Annotated in this window: 19 protein-coding genes; 15 read left to right on the top strand and 4 right to left on the bottom strand. The window is 55.2% G+C overall.

The features are described 5' to 3' along the window. Window positions 1-35: 35 nt before the first annotated feature. From QWJ10_RS21600 to deoA, 6 genes are all read left to right on the top strand, one after another. Window positions 36-1208 (top strand): pyridoxal phosphate-dependent aminotransferase, encoded by a 1173-nt coding sequence (locus QWJ10_RS21600; RefSeq protein WP_289929647.1) that lies wholly within the window; start codon window positions 36-38, stop codon window positions 1206-1208. Window positions 1209-1229: 21 nt separating this feature from the next. After that, complete coding sequence (gene sfsA, locus QWJ10_RS21595) at window positions 1230-1937, top strand: DNA/RNA nuclease SfsA (protein WP_289929646.1); 708 nt, start codon at window positions 1230-1232, stop codon at window positions 1935-1937. A gap of 367 nt (window positions 1938-2304) precedes the next feature. Beyond that, window positions 2305-3243 (top strand): nucleoside-specific channel-forming protein Tsx, encoded by a 939-nt coding sequence (locus QWJ10_RS21590; RefSeq protein WP_037030719.1) that lies wholly within the window; start codon window positions 2305-2307, stop codon window positions 3241-3243. A 58-nt stretch (window positions 3244-3301) separates the two neighbouring features. Next, window positions 3302-3715, top strand: coding sequence for a cytidine deaminase (locus QWJ10_RS21585; protein WP_074829428.1), 414 nt, complete (start codon window positions 3302-3304; stop codon window positions 3713-3715). Between the two features lie 66 nt (window positions 3716-3781). Further along, the gene (locus QWJ10_RS21580; protein ID WP_289929645.1) at window positions 3782-5047 is read left to right on the top strand and encodes a NupC/NupG family nucleoside CNT transporter; all 1266 of its coding nucleotides are present in this window, start codon (window positions 3782-3784) and stop codon (window positions 5045-5047) included. 69 nt (window positions 5048-5116) lie between these two features. Further along, entirely contained in the window at window positions 5117-6424 is a 1308-nt protein-coding gene (gene deoA / locus QWJ10_RS21575; RefSeq protein WP_289929644.1) for a thymidine phosphorylase, read from the top strand. A 236-nt stretch (window positions 6425-6660) separates the two neighbouring features. On the opposite strand, the gene QWJ10_RS21570 is transcribed toward deoA, so the two are convergent. The 3 genes from QWJ10_RS21570 to QWJ10_RS21560 form a co-directional block, all read right to left on the bottom strand. Then, on the bottom strand, window positions 6661-7458 hold the full coding sequence (locus tag QWJ10_RS21570) for a cyclic nucleotide-binding domain-containing protein (RefSeq protein WP_289929643.1): 798 nt from the start codon (window positions 7456-7458) through the stop codon (window positions 6661-6663). A gap of 75 nt (window positions 7459-7533) precedes the next feature. Next, the gene (locus QWJ10_RS21565; protein WP_010796841.1) at window positions 7534-7821 is read right to left on the bottom strand and encodes a TfoX/Sxy family protein; all 288 of its coding nucleotides are present in this window, start codon (window positions 7819-7821) and stop codon (window positions 7534-7536) included. A gap of 115 nt (window positions 7822-7936) precedes the next feature. Beyond that, on the bottom strand, window positions 7937-9478 hold the full coding sequence (locus tag QWJ10_RS21560; protein WP_289929642.1) for a bifunctional aminoglycoside phosphotransferase/ATP-binding protein: 1542 nt from the start codon (window positions 9476-9478) through the stop codon (window positions 7937-7939). Between the two features lie 116 nt (window positions 9479-9594). Between QWJ10_RS21560 and mrcB the strand changes: the two genes are divergently transcribed. The 3 genes from mrcB to QWJ10_RS21545 are packed head-to-tail and all read left to right on the top strand — an operon-like array spanning window position 9595 to window position 12991. Beyond that, window positions 9595-11916: a penicillin-binding protein 1B gene (gene mrcB, locus QWJ10_RS21555; protein WP_289929641.1), complete on the top strand. Its 2322-nt coding sequence runs from the start codon at window positions 9595-9597 to the stop codon at window positions 11914-11916. Between the two features lie 11 nt (window positions 11917-11927). Continuing rightward, entirely contained in the window at window positions 11928-12665 is a 738-nt protein-coding gene (locus QWJ10_RS21550; protein WP_150348143.1) for a tetratricopeptide repeat protein, read from the top strand. Continuing rightward, the gene (locus tag QWJ10_RS21545; RefSeq protein WP_289929640.1) at window positions 12665-12991 is read left to right on the top strand and encodes a YqcC family protein; all 327 of its coding nucleotides are present in this window, start codon (window positions 12665-12667) and stop codon (window positions 12989-12991) included. Before QWJ10_RS21550 ends, QWJ10_RS21545 begins: the two co-directional genes overlap by 1 nt. 3 nt (window positions 12992-12994) lie before the next feature. On the opposite strand, the gene QWJ10_RS21540 is transcribed toward QWJ10_RS21545, so the two are convergent. Then, the gene (locus tag QWJ10_RS21540) at window positions 12995-13444 is read right to left on the bottom strand and encodes a DUF4124 domain-containing protein (protein WP_125888593.1); all 450 of its coding nucleotides are present in this window, start codon (window positions 13442-13444) and stop codon (window positions 12995-12997) included. 387 nt (window positions 13445-13831) lie between these two features. On the opposite strand from QWJ10_RS21540, the gene QWJ10_RS21535 reads away from it, so the two are divergent. The 6 genes from QWJ10_RS21535 to msrQ all read left to right on the top strand — a co-directional run bounded on the left by QWJ10_RS21535 (window position 13832) and on the right by msrQ (window position 19835). Next, complete coding sequence (locus QWJ10_RS21535) at window positions 13832-15559, top strand: acetolactate synthase 3 large subunit (RefSeq protein ID WP_010796848.1); 1728 nt, start codon at window positions 13832-13834, stop codon at window positions 15557-15559. Window positions 15560-15561: 2 nt separating this feature from the next. Then, window positions 15562-16053, top strand: a complete 492-nt coding sequence (ilvN, locus tag QWJ10_RS21530) for an acetolactate synthase small subunit (protein ID WP_010796849.1) — start codon at window positions 15562-15564, stop codon at window positions 16051-16053. 39 nt (window positions 16054-16092) lie between these two features. Next, a complete protein-coding gene (gene ilvC / locus QWJ10_RS21525; protein WP_010796850.1) occupies window positions 16093-17109 on the top strand; it encodes a ketol-acid reductoisomerase in 1017 nt (338 codons plus the stop codon). Window positions 17110-17277: 168 nt separating this feature from the next. Further along, window positions 17278-18144 (top strand): CDP-diacylglycerol--serine O-phosphatidyltransferase, encoded by an 867-nt coding sequence (pssA, locus tag QWJ10_RS21520; RefSeq protein WP_019367407.1) that lies wholly within the window; start codon window positions 17278-17280, stop codon window positions 18142-18144. Window positions 18145-18207: 63 nt separating this feature from the next. Continuing rightward, complete coding sequence (gene msrP / locus QWJ10_RS21515; protein ID WP_289929639.1) at window positions 18208-19218, top strand: protein-methionine-sulfoxide reductase catalytic subunit MsrP; 1011 nt, start codon at window positions 18208-18210, stop codon at window positions 19216-19218. Beyond that, window positions 19218-19835 (top strand): protein-methionine-sulfoxide reductase heme-binding subunit MsrQ, encoded by a 618-nt coding sequence (gene msrQ / locus QWJ10_RS21510; RefSeq protein WP_197873330.1) that lies wholly within the window; start codon window positions 19218-19220, stop codon window positions 19833-19835. The genes msrP and msrQ overlap by 1 nt, the downstream gene beginning before the upstream one ends. Window positions 19836-19948 lie beyond the last annotated feature (113 nt).

The raw sequence follows: 19948 nt of genomic DNA, 5'->3' as shown, positions 1-19948 counted from the left end.
TAGAATCCCCTCTCTCTAACAAGTTCGGATAGACCATGACCAAATCATTTAGTGCGCGTAGCCGTGCCATTGAGCCCTTCCATGTCATGGCCCTGCTGGCTCGTGCCAATCAGTTACAGGCCGCTGGGCATGATGTCATTCACCTGGAGATCGGCGAGCCGGATTTCACGACAGCAGAACCCATCATCCAGGCTGGGCAGGCGGCGCTGGCGAATGGTAATACCCGTTACACCGCTGCGCGCGGTCTGCCTGAGCTGCGCGAAGCCATTGCCGAGTTCTATGCCAAGCGCTATGCCGTCAATATTGATCCCGAACGCATTATGATTACGCCCGGAGGCTCAGGCGCACTTCTGCTAACCAGTGCGCTTCTGGTCGACCCGGGCAAGCACTGGCTGATGGCTGATCCCGGTTATCCCTGTAATCGCCATTTCCTGCGCCTGATCGAAGGGGCGGCCCAATTGGTCCCAGTCGGTCCGCAGACGCGCTACCAATTGACGCCTGAGCTCGTCGACGCCCATTGGACGCAAGACAGCGTAGGTGCTCTAGTAGCATCGCCTGCCAATCCTACGGGAACGGTCCTGCACAGGGATGAGTTGGAGGCACTCTCCAGGAGTCTATCCACACGAGGCGGTCATCTGGTGGTGGATGAGATCTACCATGGTCTGACCTATGGGTCGGACGCGGCAAGCGTGTTGGAAGTCGATGACGAGGCCTTCGTTCTGAACAGTTTTTCCAAATACTTTGGAATGACCGGCTGGCGCCTGGGCTGGCTTGTCGCACCGTCGGAGGCTATTCCAGAGCTCGAGAAGCTGGCACAAAATCTTTATATCAGCGCACCCACGATTGCTCAGCATGCGGCCTTGGCCTGTTTCAAGCCAGACGCGATCGAGATTTTCGAGGCCCGACGTACAGCGTTTCAGCAGCGTCGCGACTTCCTGCTGCCAGCCTTGCGGGCGCTGGGCTTTGGAATTGAGGTCGAGCCGGAAGGCGCGTTTTACCTCTACGCCGATATGTCTGCCTTTGGCGGCGATGCGTATGCTTTTTGCCAGCATTTCATCGAGACCGAGCATGTAGCCTTTACTCCGGGGCTCGACTTCGGACGCTACCGTGCCGGTCAGCATGTCCGCTTTGCCTATACCCAAAGCCTGCCGCGGTTGGAGGGGGCCGTCACGCGCATTGCTCGCGGCCTCAAAACCTGGCGTCCCTGATCATCGAAGCGGAAGTAGTCCATGCAGTTTGATCCACCCCTGGAAGAGGGGCTTTTGATCCGGCGTTATAAACGTTTTTTGGCTGATATCGAGACGGTGACGGGCGAGACCCTGACGATTCATTGCCCGAATACCGGATCGATGCTCAATTGTCAGGCAGAGGGCGCTCGTGTCTGGTTCAGCCGTTCCAATGATCCCAAGCGCAAGCTTCCTGGGACATGGGAGCTTGTAGAGACCCCTCACGGGCGGCTCGCCTGCATCAATACCAGCAGGGCGAACCGGTTGGTGGAGGAAGCGCTATTGGCTGGGGCAATTCCAGAACTTGCCGGCTTTAGCGCGTTGCGTCGTGAGGTGGCTTATGGCGCTGAAAATAGCCGGGCGGATTTTCGTTTGACGTATCCCTCAGGAGAGGTTTTTGTCGAGGTGAAGAGCGTAACGCTCGGCTACAACATGGACTGTGTGGCAGCTTTCCCGGACGCCGTTACGGTTCGGGGAGCCAAGCATCTACGTGAATTGTCGGCGCTGGCGCGTGAGGGCGCGCGTGCGGTGCTGTTGTATTGCGTCAATCTCACAGGTATCGAGGCGGTTCGTCCTGCCGATGATATCGATCCTGCCTACGGACGTGCATTGCGCGAGGCGCTGGAGGCCGGAGTCGAGATTCTGGCTTACGGTGCTGATGTTACGCTACAGGCCATACAGGTGACTCGTCGGCTTAAGGTCGTGATGTAGCTCTCGGTGCGATGAGCACGACCACGTCGTTGTGCCCTTCACAGGGCACGAATGAGTCATGACGGTGCAGCGACCAACGGATTCACTAATGTGAGGCCGACTGATTCTGGTGTGCATGGGGAAAATGCGGGCCGGCAGCGGCTCTTGCCTGAATCCTGTTCAGCGAGTCAGGTTTGGCACATCCCGTGCTTACGCTCCCTCCCACTTTACAAACGTATCAATACGTAACCTTTTTATAATGCGGTTACTCCGTACAGGGTAAAGCCTATGGCCTTCTGCTGTGCCTAATCCGGCGGGTGATGTAACCCTTTGAAGGAGTGCAACATTGGAGTACGCGGTTATTTCTCGTTTCTTTACCTGTTTACCTATGACCAAGCGGACTCAAAAGGTCTTGTTAGGTGTCTCGCTGACTGCAGGCATTGGCATGCCCGTGTTTGGAGCGACGCCACCTGCGCAAGGAGAGGAGAGTGCCCAGGGCGAGGACCTCAGCTACGAAGTCGCTCCGCCGGAGAAAGGAACCTATCTGTCCTCCTGGTATAACCAGAACGTGACACTGATCGGTAGCAAGGACATCAGCTTTGGTCCACGTCCCGTCGATGATATCTATCTCGAATATGAATATTTCGGGCGTAAAGGGCCTTTCGAGCTCTATGGGTATGTCGATATTCCCAAGGTGTTAGGGATCGGTAACAGTCACGACAGCGGTGTATGGGATAAAGGCTCTCCCGTGTTCATGGAGCATGAGCCGCGGGTATCCATCGATGAGCTGCTGGGTCGCAAGCTGGGGTTCGGCCCTTTCAAGGAGTTCTATGTTGCGTTTGACTGGATTTATGATCACGGCCATAACCGCGAGAACCGGGGCAACACGCTTTATAGCGGCCTGGGAACGGATATCGAGACGGGGACGCGTCTCAACCTCTCTGCTAACCTGTATGTGCGCCGTCAGTGGGAAAATTATGGCGCTGCCAATGAAAACTCCTGGGATGGCTACCGGGCGCAGCTAAAGTACATTCTACCCTTGGGGACGTTCGACAACGGAGCGTCCCTAACATATGTCGGCTTTACCAACGTTGACTTCGGCTCGGATCTGCACGACAAGGCAGGCCCTGCTCGTACCGCCAACGCGACCGTCGCTACCAATGTCCTTTTATATTCCTTTACGCACCTGCGCCTGATGGCAGTGGGGCGCTATTTCCATAATGGCGGGCAATGGAAGGATGGCACCGAACTAAATTTTGGTGACGGCCCCTTCAGGGCTCGCTCGAACGGTTGGGGCTATTACTTCGGCGTGGGTTATCAATTCTGATTCATAAAACGAGGCTGGAACGTTTAAAGTGCCGGCCTTTTATCTGCGAGGACCCTTTATGAGCGAGCATGCCGCCACTGAGCATGAACAATTGTTGGAAGAAGCCAAGCTGGCTGCTGACCAAACTTACTCACCGTATTCTCAGTTTCCAGTGGGCGCTGCACTGTTGACCGAGGACGGGCGCGTAATTCATGGCGTAAACGTCGAAAATATTTCCTACGGCCTCACCAACTGTGCCGAGCGTAGCGCATTGTTTTCGGCCATCAGTCAGGGATTTGCTCCACGCAGCTTCAAGGCAATTGCCGTTTATGCTCCCAAGGTTCCTCTGATCAGCCCGTGCGGTGCCTGTCGTCAGGTCCTGCTCGAACTTATGGCGCCTGATGCAGTGATCATCTGCCAGGGTAGCGACGCGTCGGCCACCAAGGTCTGGACACTCAAGGAATTGCTTCCGGGCGCCTTTGATTCTTTCTAACGTCACCGAAGGCTTGCCGGCGTTCGAGTCGGCGCTTGAGGTCCTATTGTGTTCGGAGACAACACCATGATCAGTCTTGTCGGGATGGCTGTGCTCGTCGCTATTGCCGTCGCGCTATCCAGCCATCGCCGGGCCATCCGGCCGCGTACGGTTCTCTGTGCCTTTGGCATTCAGGTCGCGCTGGGGGCCTTTGCACTCTATATCCCCTGGGGGCAGACCGTGTTGGCATCGATCTCCAGTGGCGTCTCGTCGCTACAGCTTTATGCGGACAAGGGCATCGAGTTTCTCTTCGGCGGCTTGAGCAGTGCACGCATGTTCGAGGTGTTCGGCAATGGCGGCTTTGTATTTGCCATCAAAGTACTGCCGGTCATTGTCTTCTTTGGAAGCTTTATCTCCGTACTCTACTACCTGGGCATCATGGGTTGGATCATTCGGCTGATTGGAGGGGGCTTGAGGCTGATGCTGGGGACCAGCCGGATTGAGTCGATGGCAGTAACGTCGGCTATCTTTATTGGCCAGTCTGAGGTACCGCTTGTCGTTCGGCCATTTATCGCCGATATGACCCGGTCAGAGTTATTTGCAGTGATGGTTGGCGGGTTTGCAGCCGTTGCCGGATCGGTATTGCTGGGCTATGCCGGGTTGGGTGTTGATCTCAAGTACCTAATCGCTGCCAGCTTCATGGCCGCACCGGGAGGCTTGCTTATGGCCAAGCTGATGGAGCCTGAAACCGAGGCGACCCGGGACGAAGCCATCGTGGGTAACCTGGGGCAGGGCGAGAATCGGCCAGCCAACGTCATTGATGCGGCCGCTGAAGGCGCTCAGGCGGGTTTGAAGCTTGCCGTGGCCGTAGGCGCAATGTTGCTGTCGTTCATTGCGCTCATTGCCATGCTTAACGGATTGCTCGGCTGGGCTGGCAGTTGGCTGGGTTATCCGCAGATCACGATGCAGCTGATTTTGGGTTATCTGCTGGCGCCTGTCGCATTTCTCCTCGGCGTGCCGTGGAATGAAGCGGTTCAGGCAGGCGGTTTCATTGGCCAGAAAATCGTTCTGAATGAGTTCGTGGCCTATGTGGATCTTGCCAACTACATGGATCCTGCCAAGGCAGCGGCTGCAGGCGTGCAGGTCTTGTCTACCCATACACAAATCATTGTGACTTTTGCTTTGTGCGGCTTCGCCAACTTGGCATCCATTGCCATTCAATTGGGTGGCTTGAGTTCCATTGCTCCGCAACGCCGCTCTGAGCTGGCACGGCTTGGACTGCGCGCCATGATTGGCGGGACGCTTTCCAACTTCATGAGCGCCGCGATTGTGGGATTTTTCATCTCGATATGAACCAGGCGGCGCGGCAGTTATCTGCTGCGCCTACCTCGTGATGGTGGATTAGCCTGGAGGACTGCCAGGATGTGGTTGGCTCAGGAAGTGATTCGTCGCAAGCGTGACGGCTTGGTACTGGAGCGCTCGGATATCAAGCGTTTCGTTGCAGGAATAACGGACGGAACCCTTAGTGAAGGACAGATCGCGGCGTTCGCCATGGCTGTTTTTATCAAGGGCATGACAGTAGATGAACGCATTTCCCTTACGACTGCCATGCGCGATTCGGGACAAACGCTCTCCTGGAGCCTGCCCGGTCCTGTAGTCGACAAGCACTCCACCGGCGGTGTGGGTGATGTGGTAAGCCTCGTTCTTGCGCCATTGCTGGCAGCTTGTGGCTGTTACGTGCCGATGATCTCAGGTCGCGGCTTGGGCCATACCGGCGGTACGCTGGACAAGCTGGACAGTATTCCCGGTTATAACTGCCAGCCATCACCTGAGCAGTTGAGGCGGGTCGTGGCTGAAGTGGGCTGTGCCATCATTGGGCAGACCGCTGACCTGGCACCGGCGGATAAACGGCTTTATGCCATTCGCGATGTGACCGGTACGGTTGAGTCCATTGATCTTATTACCGGGTCGATTCTGGCCAAGAAGCTGGCGGCAGGACTGGATGTTCTGGTCATGGACGTCAAGACGGGTAACGGTGCCTTCATGGCAGAGACTAGCCAGGCGCAAGCGCTAGCACAGAGCATTGTCGCGGTAGCCAACGGGGCAGGTGTCAAAACGCGGGCATTGGTTACCGATATGAACCAGCCGCTGGCACGCAGTGCGGGAAACTCCCTGGAAGTGGCTGAGGCTATCGCGCTTCTCAAAGGCGAGATCCGTAGTCAGCGACTTTGGGAGGTAACAATGGCCTTGGCTGCACAGGCTCTGGTTTTAGCAGGGCAGGCCAATACAACAGTCCAGGCCCATGAACAATTGCTCGGGGTCTGGAGAGACGGTTCCGCCCTAGAGTGTTTCGCTCGTATGGTGGCCGCGCTGGGCGGCCCGGTTAACCTGACCAAAGCACCGGAGCGGTATCTACAGCAAGCGCCTGTCGTCATGCCTGTTTTCAGCAAACGACCGGGACGTGTGGTGTCCATTGATACACGTTCGGTAGGCCTGGCTGTTGTAGTCCTGGGTGGCGGTCGTCAGCACCCAGCCGATCAAATCGATCTGTCGGTTGGTTTAAGTGAGCTGGCTTTTGTAGGCGAGGCCGTAGACGAGCAGAAACCTCTCTGCTGGGTTCATGCTGCCAATAAGGACAAAGCCCAGGAAGCAGCTGTCTCGATCAAGCGTGCCTACCGCTTGGGAATGGAGAGCCCTGTGCCCGGCAGACTGATTCACGAGTACATCTGAAGGCTGGATAACCAGTTACGCACTTAGAGCAGTCGCTTTTCTCCAGACAAAAAAAGACCCGGCAGAGCCGGGTCGAAACCGTGATTAGCCTGATGAGGAGATAACCTGAAAGGCCGACCTGCTAGTCTCTCAGTTATCAGAGCCAGTCTCGCGACCAGCTGATTCAAATAATAGCTATTCTCATTTCTGTGTCAAGCTATTCGAGAATATTTCTTATTCTCAAATAGGAAGCAGGCTTATGATTTGAGCTGCTGGCGCAACTGCGTGACTTCCCTGTTAAGCAGATCGATGCGGCGAGCCATATTCTCAATAAGGTTGTGAGCGATACGGGGCGTGCTGTACATCAGGCTTAAAAACTGATCCTTGGGAATGATCATCACTGTGCAGGGCTCGGTCGCTACTACAGTCGCACTGCGTTTCTCCTGGGTGAAAACCGCCATGGCGCCAAAGATTTCGTCTTTGCACACATCGCCTACCTTCTGATCATTGACCCGCGCCTCGGCGTGGCCTTCGATAATAATGAAGACGTGGTCAGCCTCATCCCCCTGACGGATCAACTCTTCGCCTATGGCAAATTGCTTGAAGCCTGTGCTGGGGCGTACTTCCTGGGGCTTGAGTCGCACCAGTGCATCGGAAAGCAGCGCGTTTTGACCAATAAGGTATTGAAGCAGCAGCTCCTGGCGCTGTTCGCTGCTGTGGATATGGCGAAACACATCCGAGCGCCGGTAGGGAATGAGCGTGACGGGCTCGTCGCTTTTATAGGTGCACTCGGGAAGGTCCAGCCCTTGTCTCATGCCAACCAGGTCGCCTTCCTGCAAATAAAACAGGGGACGCCCCTCCACTAAGGCATGCACCATGCCTTTCTGTATCAAAAAAAGATGGTTGGCTGGCTCGAGCTCGCTCAAGCCATACAGGCAGTAAACGGAAATAGGCTCGCCTGAAGGGGAAAGTCCTTCGAGCAACTGCGCCGGAATACCCTGTAGACGGCTGATCAGCTGGTCGGCATAGGTAGGCTGCTCGCCAAGGAGATACATGGCCCTGAATCCTTTATATCAGAGGTGTGAAATAGCTCGCACAATAAGCAAGCCGGTGGACGGCGTAAATCCTCATCAGCGGAGCTTGTGAGCTATCTCGTGTTCCTGAGCCAAGGCTCTGGCCTGAGCGAGTAGGGCCTGCTTGTGTTGAGGTGTCAGTTCATTCCAGTGAATGTTGAGCAGAGCGCCCTCCAGGGCATAAAGCAGAACTTTCGATGTACGAAAACCGCGTGCACATACCGCCATGTAAGCTCCCGCCGAGCCCCGATTGCGCAACTCGTCTACCGTACGGATACCTACCGCATGTAACCAAAGTACTGACGTCTTGCCGAGATTCTTCAACAACAGTAAGTCATTACTCATCGTGCCCTCCAGGCCCGTTTTGCCTAGTGCTCACTGAATGCACTCGCCTGAGTACCTCTTCAGTGTAGCGGTCTCTCCGGGCGCTGGAGGAGGAAACGATGTGTGGAGCCTGCAGTCAGTTGACCGGTAGCTTGTCTTGCATGGCCTTGACGAGCGCATCCAAGTTGGTCGGATCGGTCATGTCAACATGCCGTGTTCGGATCAATTCCTGCTCTGTCAGTGCTTCACGGCCTTGCTGCTGAACCTGGACGACCGCCAGAGTCGCATCGGAGGGATCACGGCCTTCAGTTTGGCGCTCGGCCAGCCACTGGGCGATCATGGTATCCGGAGCGTGGCAGTCGATGATCAGGAAGGGGACGGCTGCCGTTTCTGCCACCTGAGCAGCTGCTTCGCGCTGAGCCTGTTTCAGATAGGTTGCATCCAGTACCACTGGGTAGCCAGCCTGAAGGATACCCGCCGCCAAGTGATGCAGGCGATCATAGGTTGCCTTCCCGGACTCAGCGCTATACAGCACGTCAGGCGTAGCGTCCTGAATCAACCGCTTGCGCTCGACATCCGAGCGAATACGAATCGCGCCCAGTGCCTCCACCAGTTTGAGCGCTGCGCTGCTTTTGCCTACAGCGGATACACCGTGGGTAATGGCCAACAGGCAGTACGGAATGGCGCAGTAACTTTCTGCCAGAGACGCATAATTGCGGTAGCGTGCCAGGATTTCAGCCTTTTGAGCCGGATCGGAGGCCTGGCCGTACTGGAAGAGGTTGACCTTGGCCCGAACCATGGCCCGGTAAGCCTTGTAGAACGGCAGAACATGCAGCCCGTCATAATCGCCGGTCATCTCGAAATAGGCATTGATAAAGCGGCGGGCCAGCGTCTTGTGCTTGCGGTCTTCCAGGTCCATCGCCAGGAAGGCGGTATCGGCAATCACATCCGTCATACGGAAAGGCTCGTTGAACTCGATGCAGTCAAAGAGTACGACCTGTCCGTCCAGTTGAGTCACATTGGCAAGGTAGATGTCGCCGTGGCACTCACGAATGAAGCCCTCCGCCTTGCGCCGCTCGAACAGGGGATGCAGCCGGGCAAAATGCTCTTCTGCCCAGGCCTCCAGGTGATCCAGTTGGGCAAGGTCTTGTTCATGCTCAAGCATCGGGCGGATCTGCTCGAAGTTTTGGCGCACAGGTGCCATCACCGAGTCGGGCGACCCCAGTTCGTTTGAAGCATCGACAACCGGTGCGCTCAAATGAAAGCGCGCAATCTGCTCGGCCAGTGCATCAATATGCTGCTCGGTGAGTTCGCCGCGTTTTTCAATCTCGCTCAAGAGCTGACTCTGAGGAAACTCGCGCATCTTGATGGCATATTCAATAACCGGACCTTCGCCATCTATCTGGGGTGCCTCTGGACTGCCTGTAATGGGAACGACATCCAGATACAGTCCTTTCGTCAGGCGTTGGTTGAGGCGTAGTTCCTCGCCACAGAAGTGCTCTCTGGCTTTCAGGTCGGTAAAGTCAAGAAAGCCGAAGTTCACCGGCTTCTTGATCTTGTAGGCATACTCCCCTGTCAGAACCACCCAGGAAATATGCGTCTCGATAACATTGAACGCGGTAACCGGATGCGGATAGAGGGCCGGGTTCTGCAGCGCAGCGATCAGGGTCTGACTCACAAGCGGTCCTTAGCGTAGCCATGAAAAGTGATCGCCATTATGGCCGCTGTGAGTGACCCTGCAAACCGCTGGCTGGCGTCTGCCCGCTAGAAGCAAAGTGCGTATAATGCGCCGCCATGAAACGCACCCGATCCTCTCGCTCAAAAAAACCGTCCCGCCAATTCTTCAACTGGCGCTCCCTGTCCGGCTGGGCTCTTAAATTAGGCCTGGTGGGCTTGGTCGTCCTTGCGGGATTTTCTATTTATCTCGACGCTATCGTGCAGGAGAAATTTTCCGGTAAGCGCTGGATGGTTCCTGCCAAGGTATATGCACGGCCGCTTGAGCTGTTTACAGGGCTTAAGCTCAGCAAGGATGACTTCCTGACCGAGCTTGATGCGCTAGGCTATCGCCGTGAAAAAGCCATTCAGGGGCCGGGTGACGTCTCGGTTGCAGGCTCCAGCGTCGAGCTGGATACCCGAGGCTTTCAATTTTACGAGGGTGAAGAGCCTCCTCGCTCGATCAAGGTAAACTTCTCTGGCGATTTTGTCTCGGGTCTGAGTAGCAAGGACGGCTCGGATCTGGCCGTGGCGCGTCTTGAGCCTCTGTTGATAGGCGGCATATACCCTGCCCACAACGAAGACCGTATCCTCGTTAAACTGGATCAGGTTCCGGCTGCCCTTATCAATGGACTGGTTGCGGTCGAGGACCGTGAGTTCTGGGATCACCATGGCGTTTCGCTGAAGTCGATTGGACGAGCCGCCTGGATCAACGTTACTACAGGGCAGTTGCGTCAGGGTGGCAGTACACTGACCCAACAGTTGGTCAAGAACTTCTACCTCACCAGTGAGCGCAGTCTGACTCGTAAGCTTACCGAAGCCCTGATGGCGGTATTGCTGGAGCTGCATTACGACAAGAACGAAATCCTTCAGGCCTACCTCAATGAAGTTTTCCTGGGGCAGGATGGCACCCGCGCCATTCATGGTTTCGGTTTGGCCAGTCAGTATTTCTTTAGCCAGCCGTTGTCCGAGCTCAAACTGCACCAGGTCGCTCTGCTGGTAGGAATGGTAAAAGGACCTTCCTACTACAACCCGCGGCGTTATCCGGAGCGTGCCCTGGCTCGTCGTAACTTGGTCATCGACCTGATGGCCGAACAGGGTGCAGTCACAAAGGAAGATGCGGAAGCGGCCAAGCAGCGGCCCTTGGGGATCAGCAAGGCAGGCTCGCTGACAAACAGCTCCTATCCCGCCTTCATCGATCTGGTTAAGCGTCAGCTCCAACAAGACTACCGGGAAGAAGATTTGACTGGTGAAGGGCTGCGTATTTTCACCAGCTTCGATCCAATTCTTCAGCTCAAGGCCGAGACCTCCATGACCGAGGCCTTGAAGCGCCTCGACGGCCGCAAGGGTGTGGAAGGCATTGAGGCGGCCATGGTGGTCACCAACCCGGAAACCGGTGAAGTTCAGGCGTTGCTGGGCGGGCGAGATCCTCGCTTTGCCGGCTATAACCGGGCGCTGGATGCAGTTCGGCAGGTCGGCTCCATCATCAAGCCTGCGGTATACCTGACAGCATTGGAAAGGCCGAGTCAGTACACCCTGACCACATTCATCAAGGACGAGCCGTTCTCCGTTAAGACAGGTGATGGTCAGGTTTGGCGTCCGCAGAATTACGAACGTGATTCCCACGGGACGATTTTCCTGTATCAGGGACTGGCTCATTCCTACAACCTGTCTACTGCCCGACTGGGCCTGGATTTAGGCGTGCCTGAGGTGCTCAAGACCATTGAGCGTCTGGGGGTGAGTCGCTCGTTGCCGCCTTATCCTTCAACGCTTCTGGGTGCTGGTGCGTTAACTCCCATGGAAGTCGCCACCATGTATCAGACGCTGGCCAATGGTGGGTTCAATACACCGCTGCGTAGCATTCGTAGCGTTCTGGCATCTGACGGTGAGCCGCTCAAGCGTTATCCGTTCCAGATTCAGCAGCGTTTCGATCCGGGGGCTATTTACCTGACCCAATACGCGATGCAGCGTGTCGTGCGCGAGGGCACAGCTCGCTCGGTCTATAACCAGCTGCCTTCATCCTTGAATCTGGCGGGCAAGACCGGTACGACCAACGACTCACGAGACAGTTGGTTCTCGGGCTTCAGTCAGGACTTGCTTGCTGTGGTCTGGCTGGGTCGTGATGACAATGGCAAGACGCCGCTAACCGGCGCGACAGGAGCCCTGCAGGTATGGACCGGGTTCATGAAACGCGCCAAACCAACCTCACTGGATCTGCCGCTGCCCGATAATGTTGTTCAGGCATGGGTTAATCCGGCCACAGGGCAGGGGACCGATCCAAATTGCCCCGGCGCGGTCCAAATGCCCTATATTCAGGGAAGTGAGCCGCCCCCTGGGCCGGCATGTGGTGGACAGAACCCTTCCGACTCTGTCATGGACTGGGTCCGCGGTTGGTTGAATTAAGAGGGTAGAACGTGACTAAAGCGGTATGGGCGGCACTGGCCGCTACGGTAGTTCTGGCAGGTTGTGCCACGCCACAGCAAGGTGCTATTCCGGTTGTGGACTCAAGCACGCCTGTTTCCAATCAAGAGCTGGCGCGTAGTGGCGGTCGCATGCCGACTAATTCACCGCCGCCTATGGCTGCCCAGGCGCCACAGCAGGATGGCGGTGTAACGGTGATGGTGCCCGGTGATAACCCGGCGCCCATCCAGACCTTTGCGGCAGCTCCGGCTACAGCGCCTATTTCGACAGGGCCTATAACGGTGGGACCCTCTACCGGTGCGCCAGCTGCTCAGGGGTATGATAGCTACTCAGCGCCCCAGCCAGCACCCAGCGCGCCTACGGGAATTCCTTCCGGCCGTAGCAGTGCGCTGTCGGCCGATGAGCAGCTCGATGGTCCCGTATTGGCCTTGCTGACAACAGCACAGCAACAGCAGGGCGGCGGCGACCTTAACGGAGCGTCCTCAAGCCTGGAGCGTGCCATGCGCATTGCGCCTCGCGAGCCGCAAGTGTTATATCGGCTGGCTGAAGTCCGCCTGGCCCAAGGCGATGCCGCGCAGGCTGAGCAGCTGGCTCGACGTGGACTGACGTACGCCAATGGCCGTCCTGCCCTGCAAGCCAGTCTGTGGGAATTGATCGCTCAATCGCGCGAACGCCAAGGCGATGCCGCGGGTGCGGCTACAGCACGTCAGCGTGCCAAGGTGGGTGCCTGATGGATGCTCGCCTGTCTGATCTGGCGGAGCAATTGCTTCTGATCGAGCGAGAGTTGCGTGTACTAGGGTGGTGGGAAAGCGTGCCACCCAGCGATCAGGACCTGGCCAGCCAAGAGCCGTTCTGTGTAGACACGTTGAGCTTTGCGCAATGGCTTCAGTGGATTTTTCTACCACGGATGAAGGTCATCATTGAGTCGGACAGCGGGTTGCCCGGACGCTCAGGCATTCGCCCTATGGCGGAAGTGGTCTATCAAAACGACATGCGCAGCGTGGCAACGCTTTTGGAGGCGCTGGGCGAGTTCGATCGACTGATCGAACATCGCTAAGGCTTAATTGCAGTTCTGATTGATCGAAAATTCGGCTTCGCTGATACGCTGCTGGCGTTCTTCCTCGGTGAGCCGTCTCATTTGACCCCGACCTTCTTCGACCATGACCCGAGGATTACTGCGCAGCTGTGCCAGGTTGGTTCGCGCAGCCTTACAGTACTCCTCACGCTTCTTTTCTTGTTCTCTGACGTCTTGCTGAACCTTCTGCTCGATAGAGCGCTGTTCTGCATTGTTCACGGCGTCGCCCGTACCATTCCCGGCTCCCGGTGTGTTGGCCTGGCCTGAAAGACTGGGTGCCGGTTTTACCTTCATTTCATCTGCACTACGGTCAGCAGGCGGTTGCGCGCTGAAGTGGGTGACGCCTTGGGCGTCGACCCACTTGTAGACCTGAGCGGCGTGAACGGAGCCCATCAAGACAAAGGCACTGCTAATGGCTAAAAACGTACGCCACATGTTGAATCCTTTAGCGTAAGGGTTAGAGCGCTCTACTATAGCGAAACTTGCCTTTAAAAAATGAGACTTCGATCTGTGCATAAATTAAGTGCATAGACGGCTTGACTTGCACCGGCTGAATGCGAAGAATCCAAAGTTCGCTGTAGAAAGCCGGCCCAAAGCTAGCTTCTCGGCAGACCATGAGGTGCCTACCCGCGCCGCCGCAGTCATACCCGTAACGCGTTACCTCGCGCTGGGTGGAGGAACTCGGTAACTCTAGAGCTCTTCCAACACGGCTTTCTTGGCAGCTGTCCCGTCGGCGATCACCGTCGCCCATGCTCTGCCTTGCAGTCGATCGAACCCCGAAAGCCCACTCGTGGGCGCTCGTATTGCGTTGAGAGGTGAAACGTGGAGCTCTTATCCGGCGCTGAAATGGTCGTCCGTTTTTTGCGTGACGAAGGCGTTAAATACATCTATGGGTATCCTGGTGGTGCCCTGCTGCACATCTACGATGCCCTCTTTAAAGAAAAAGAAGTAACCCATATTCTTGTTCGCCATGAGCAGTCAGCCACGCATATGGCAGACGGCTATGCACGTGCGACCGGAAAGGCAGGCGTCGTTCTGGTAACGTCAGGCCCCGGTGCCACCAACGCCATTACAGGTATCGCTACGGCGTATATGGATTCCATTCCGATGGTAATCCTGTCTGGGCAGGTTGGCAGCAACATGATCGGCTCCGATGCGTTCCAGGAAGTCGACATGGTGGGGATTTCCCGGCCTATCGTTAAACACAGCTTCATGATCAAGCACCCCTCCGAAATTCCAGAGGTCATGAAAAAGGCCTTCTATCTGGCGGAGTCGGGTCGTCCCGGGCCGGTTGTGGTTGATATCCCGAAGGATATGACCAGCCCCACGGAGAAGTTCGAATACGTATACCCCAAGAAGGTCAAGCTGCGTTCCTATAATCCGGCTGTTCGTGGTCATTCTGGACAGATTCGCAAAGCCGCTGAAATGCTGTTGGCGGCCAAGCGGCCTATTCTGTATTCGGGCGGCGGCGTCATCATGGGGAACGGTGCAGCCCAGCTGACCGAGCTTGCTAAGATGCTCAACCTGCCAGTTACCAACACGTTGATGGGGCTGGGCGGTTTTCCAGGCAGTGATCGTCAGTTCCTGGGTATGCTAGGTATGCACGGCAGTTACACAGCCAACCTGGCAATGCACCATAGCGATGTCATCCTGGCAGTAGGTGCCCGCTTTGATGATCGCGTCATCAATGGCGCCAAACGTTTCTGCCCCAATGCCAAGATCATTCACGTCGATATCGATCCTGCCTCCATCTCTAAAATGATCAAGGCGGATGTTCCGATTGTTGGGCCTGTCGATAGCGTTCTGACGGAAATGGTTGCCATCCTCAAGGAAATTGGCGAAAAGCCAGCAGCAGAAGCTCAAGCCAATTGGTGGAAGCAGATTGAGGAATGGCGCAGTTCGCAGGGCGGCCTGTTTCCCTACGACAAGGGGGATGGAAGCATCATCAAGCCGCAGACGGTGATCGAGACGCTTTACGAAGTAACCCATGGAGATGCGTTTATCACTTCTGACGTAGGTCAGCATCAGATGTTCGCTGCACAGTACTATCTGTATGACAAGCCAAACCGCTGGATCAACTCCGGTGGCTTGGGCACCATGGGGTTCGGCCTGCCAGCGGCCATGGGCGTCAAGCTGAACTTCCCTGACGTCGACGTCGCTTGTGTAACAGGCGAGGGCAGTATCCAGATGAATATTCAGGAGCTGTCCACCTGTCTGCAATATGACCTTCCCGTCAAGATCATTACGCTGAACAACCAGGCCCTGGGCATGGTTCGCCAGTGGCAAGACATGCAGTACAACAGCCGTTACTCGCATTCCTATATGGAATCGCTCCCTGACTTCGTCAAGGTGGCTGAGGCATACGGGCATGCCGGTATGCGCATCACGCGTCTGGCTGATCTCAAGCCCATGATGGAAGAGGCCTTTGCCATGAAGGACCGTCTGGTCTTCCTGGATATTCAGGTTGATACCAGCGAGCACGTCTATCCAATGCAGATTAAAGATGGGTCGATGCGCGAAATGTGGCTGAGCAAGACGGAGCGGACTTAATCATGCGGCACATCATTTCCCTTCTGCTAGAAAACGAGCCAGGCGCATTGTCCCGTGTGGTCGGCCTGTTCTCGCAGCGCAACTACAACATCGAAAGCCTGACCGTTGCTCCGACAGAAGACCCAACGCTCTCGCGTCTGACGCTGACAACCGTGGGGCACGATGAAACCATCGAGCAGATTACCAAGAACCTCAATAAGCTGATCGAGGTTGTAAAGCTGGTGAATCTGTCCGAGGGCTCCCACATTGAGCGTGAGCTTCTGCTGATCAAGGTCAAGGCGACCGGAGCTCAACGCGATGAAGTCAAACGCACCACGGATATCTTCCGTGGACAGATAGTGGATGTAACGAGTAGCGTCTATACGATTCAGCTGGCTGGTACGAGTGAAAAACTCGACAGCTTTATCCAGGCGATCGGTACGACGTCTATTCTGGAAGTCGTACGCAGTGGTGTCACAGGGATTTCCCGTGGCGACAAGGCTCTGAGCATTTAAATTTGATAAAGCCACGCGGCTAATTCTAAGGAGAATTTCATGCGCGTTTATTACGATAAAGATTGTGATCTTTCCATCATTCAGGGCAAGAAAGTCGCCATTATCGGCTATGGCTCTCAGGGCCACGCTCATGCAAACAACCTGAAAGACTCAGGTGTAGACGTTGTCGTCGCGCTGCGCCCGGGCTCTGCCTCTGCCAAGAAGGCCGAAGCGGCTGGACTGGCTGTCAAAAGCGTTCCAGAAGCCGTTAGCTCTTCCGATGTCATCATGATTCTGACGCCTGACGAATTTCAGGCTCAGCTGTACAAGAATGAAATCGAACCTAACCTGAAGCAGGGCGCTACCCTGGCGTTCGCTCACGGCTTTGCAATCCATTACAACCAGGTTGTGCCGCGTGCGGATCTGGACGTCATTATGATTGCACCCAAGGCCCCGGGTCATACTGTTCGCTCCGAGTTCGTCAAGGGCGGCGGTATTCCTGACTTGATCGCCGTTTACCAAGATGCTTCCGGCAATGCCAAGAACGTAGCGCTGTCCTACGCTTGCGGCGTGGGCGGCGGCCGTACCGGTATCATCGAAACCACATTCAAGGACGAGACCGAGACCGACCTGTTCGGTGAGCAGGCTGTTCTGTGCGGTGGTACCGTTGAGCTGGTTAAAGCAGGCTTCGAAACACTGGTTGAAGCGGGCTACGCTCCTGAGATGGCCTACTTCGAGTGCCTGCATGAGCTGAAGCTGATCGTGGACCTCATGTATGAAGGCGGTATCGCCAACATGAACTACTCCATCTCCAACAATGCGGAGTATGGCGAGTACGTGACAGGTCCTGAAATCATCAACGCCGAATCTCGCCAAGCTATGCGCAATGCGCTCAAGCGTATTCAGGATGGCGAATATGCCAAGATGTTTATCAGCGAAGGCGCAAGCAACTACCCATCCATGACGGCATATCGTCGCAATAATGCGGCGCATGGTATCGAGCAGATCGGTGAAAAACTGCGCGCTATGATGCCTTGGATTGCTGCTAACAAGATCGTCGACAAGAGCAAAAACTAATCATTAGGGCCATTAAAGCTCCTGTTGATCTCAGTTTCGGAAAAACGCGGCCACGGCCGCGTTTTTTCGTTTCAGCTCGTCTTCTGATATAAAAGCTGTAACGTGTTAAGGATGAACCCTGAGAGGAGGGGATCATCCAAGACTTCAAGTCCTATGCAAGGAATTTTCATGAGCGAGCGTCCCGACGAAGCTAACGAAACAGCTTCCTCAAGCACTGAAAGCATTATTCCCGTCGATGAGCATTTCGAAGAAACACACGATGCCCAGGGACGAAAGATTCGCCGTCGAGGCGTCTATTTACTTCCGAACCTCTTCACGACAGCCGCGCTTTTTGCAGGACTTTATTCAATCATCAAGTCCATTGCGGCACAGACTGCATTTATCCAGGGACAGTCGGAAGAGGCTGCGGTAGGGTTTGCAGCAGCAGCGGCAGCCATTTTTATCGCCATGATCCTTGATGGATTGGATGGTCGTGTTGCACGCTTGACCAATACCCAGAGTGCTTTTGGGGAGCAGTACGATTCGCTGTCCGACATGGTGGCCTTTGGTGTAGCGCCGGCCATTCTTGCATTTGAATGGGCTCTGATCAGTCTAGGCAATGTAGGTTGGGCTGTGGCCTTTATCTATGTGGCAGGTGCAGCACTCCGACTGGCGCGTTTCAACACTCAGATCGGCTCCGTCGATAAGCGTTACTTCATTGGATTAGCCAGTCCGTCCGCCGCTGCGCTAGTTGCTGGAACAGTATGGTGCTTTAGCGACTTTGGTATTCAGGGCTCCAAACTCTCATTCCTGGTTGCGTTCATGGTTGCTGCTGCAGGAATGCTCATGGTTAGTAATTTCAAGTACTGGAGCTTCAAGACCCTGGATATGAAAGGGCGTGTTCCGTTCGTGGGCATCCTCATCGCTGTCCTGATCTTCGCCATTATCTTTACTGATCCGCCACGTGTCCTGCTGCTGGGTTTCCTTGCTTATGCTGTGTCAGGTCCCGTCAAGGCATTAATGCGCTTCCGCCGTCATCGCGACCGCACGCATTGATTAATTCCCTGATTATCTCCACAGTGAGACTACGTATCGACAGTAGTCGCTGTGGAGATTGCCATGCTGATTAACATCCCTCCGCGTTCTGCCTGCAAGCCATCTGAAATCACTTCAGAAAATATCTATTTGTCTCGCCGTCAATTCATGGGTGCAGCCAGTGCTGCTGTCACTGCTACGGTGCTGCCCGGCTGGGCGCTTGCTGACGGATCTGTTTATTCAGATGTGGAACCAGGCAAAGCGCCTGATTGGTTTGCCGAGAAACAGTCTGCTATTCGTTGGAAGGCGGTAGATATAAAGGGTGAGTCCATAACGCCTTTCAAAGACGCCACGCAATACAATAACTTTTATGAGTTCGGCCCTGATAAAGGTGATCCCTATACCAATGCAGGGCAGATGGTGGTCGAGCCTTGGACAGTCAAGGTAGACGGAGAGGTTGGTAAGCCAGGTACCTACTCGCTGGAGGACATTATCCGGCCTCAGCAGTTGGAAGAAAGGATATACCGCCTGCGTTGTGTCGAAGCCTGGTCCATGGTTATCCCGTGGCTGGGTATTCCACTAGCAGATGTCATTAAACAGTTCCAGCCAACAGCTAATGCCAGGTACGTTCGTTTTGAAACATTGAATGATCCCCAGCATATGCCAGGGCAGCGTTCCAGTTTCTCTCTACTGGATTGGCCTTATCGAGAAGGGTTGCGTATGGATGAAGCCATGCATCCATTGGCTATATTGGCGGTAGGCATGTATGGGCAAGTACTGCCTAATCAGAACGGCGCACCCATTAGATTAGTTGTGCCGTGGAAGTATGGATTCAAAAGTATCAAGTCGATTGTTCGCATCAGCTTGGTGAGTGATCAACCGCAGACAACCTGGCAAAGCATGGCGCCAAATGAGTATGGCTTTTATGCCAACGTCAACCCGCAGGTCGATCATCCCCGTTGGAGTCAGGCTAAAGAGCGACGGCTTCCTAGCGGTCTATTTAGTCCTAATATTAAAGAAACACAGATGTTTAACGGTTATGCAGAGGAGGTTGCTGGCCTATACGCCGGGATGGACCTGAGGAAGCAGTATTAATGATGCTGCAAGTATGGCGATTGGTCGTTTTAATCAGTGCGTTTTCGGTGCTTGGTGCTTGGCTGTACGAGGCATGGAGTTCTGCCTTGGGCCCTGACCCCGGTAAGGTAATCATTGATAGGCTTGGCCTGGGGGCGCTAGTACTCTTACTGATAACGCTCAGCTTGACGCCCTTGCAGAAAATGACGAGCTGGAAAGGATGGGCATTGGTTCGCCGCCAGTTAGGCCTGTGGACATTCACCTATGCAGCGCTTCATTTCTGCTCTTACCTGGCCTTTGTATTAGGCTGGGATTTTTCCCGCTTGGGTATTGAATTGCAGAAGCGTCCCTATGTGATTGTAGGGTTCATTGCCGTGCTGGGGCTGCTTCCTCTAGCTCTGACCTCGAACCGTTACAGCATGCGTAAATTAGGCAAGCAGTGGAAGCGGCTGCATCGCCTCATTTATATAGCATTGGTTATGGCCTTGCTGCACATGTGCTGGATAACTCGCTCGGATATCCGCGAGTGGCTGATATACGCCTCGATAGGAGGCCTGCTGCTTGTGCTTCGCTTACCATTCATCGCCACTCAGCTAAGACAAAAGAAGATTTTTCAGTCCGGTCAAAATAAAGCTTGACCTGTGAGCGGAGGGGCCTATAATGCGCCCCACTTCCGCTGCAACGGAACAGCAAAAAGCCTTGTAGATCAATGGGTTAGCTGTTTAGTCAGGGTCAGGCCTCCGGTCTGGCA

The sequence above is a fragment of the Pseudomonas sp. WAC2 genome, from assembly GCF_030403525.1.
GTDB lineage: Bacteria > Pseudomonadota > Gammaproteobacteria > Pseudomonadales > Pseudomonadaceae > Chryseomonas > Chryseomonas luteola.
The sequence above is the reverse complement of the archived record's forward strand: the minus strand, read 5'-3'. Positions and strand labels throughout refer to the sequence as shown.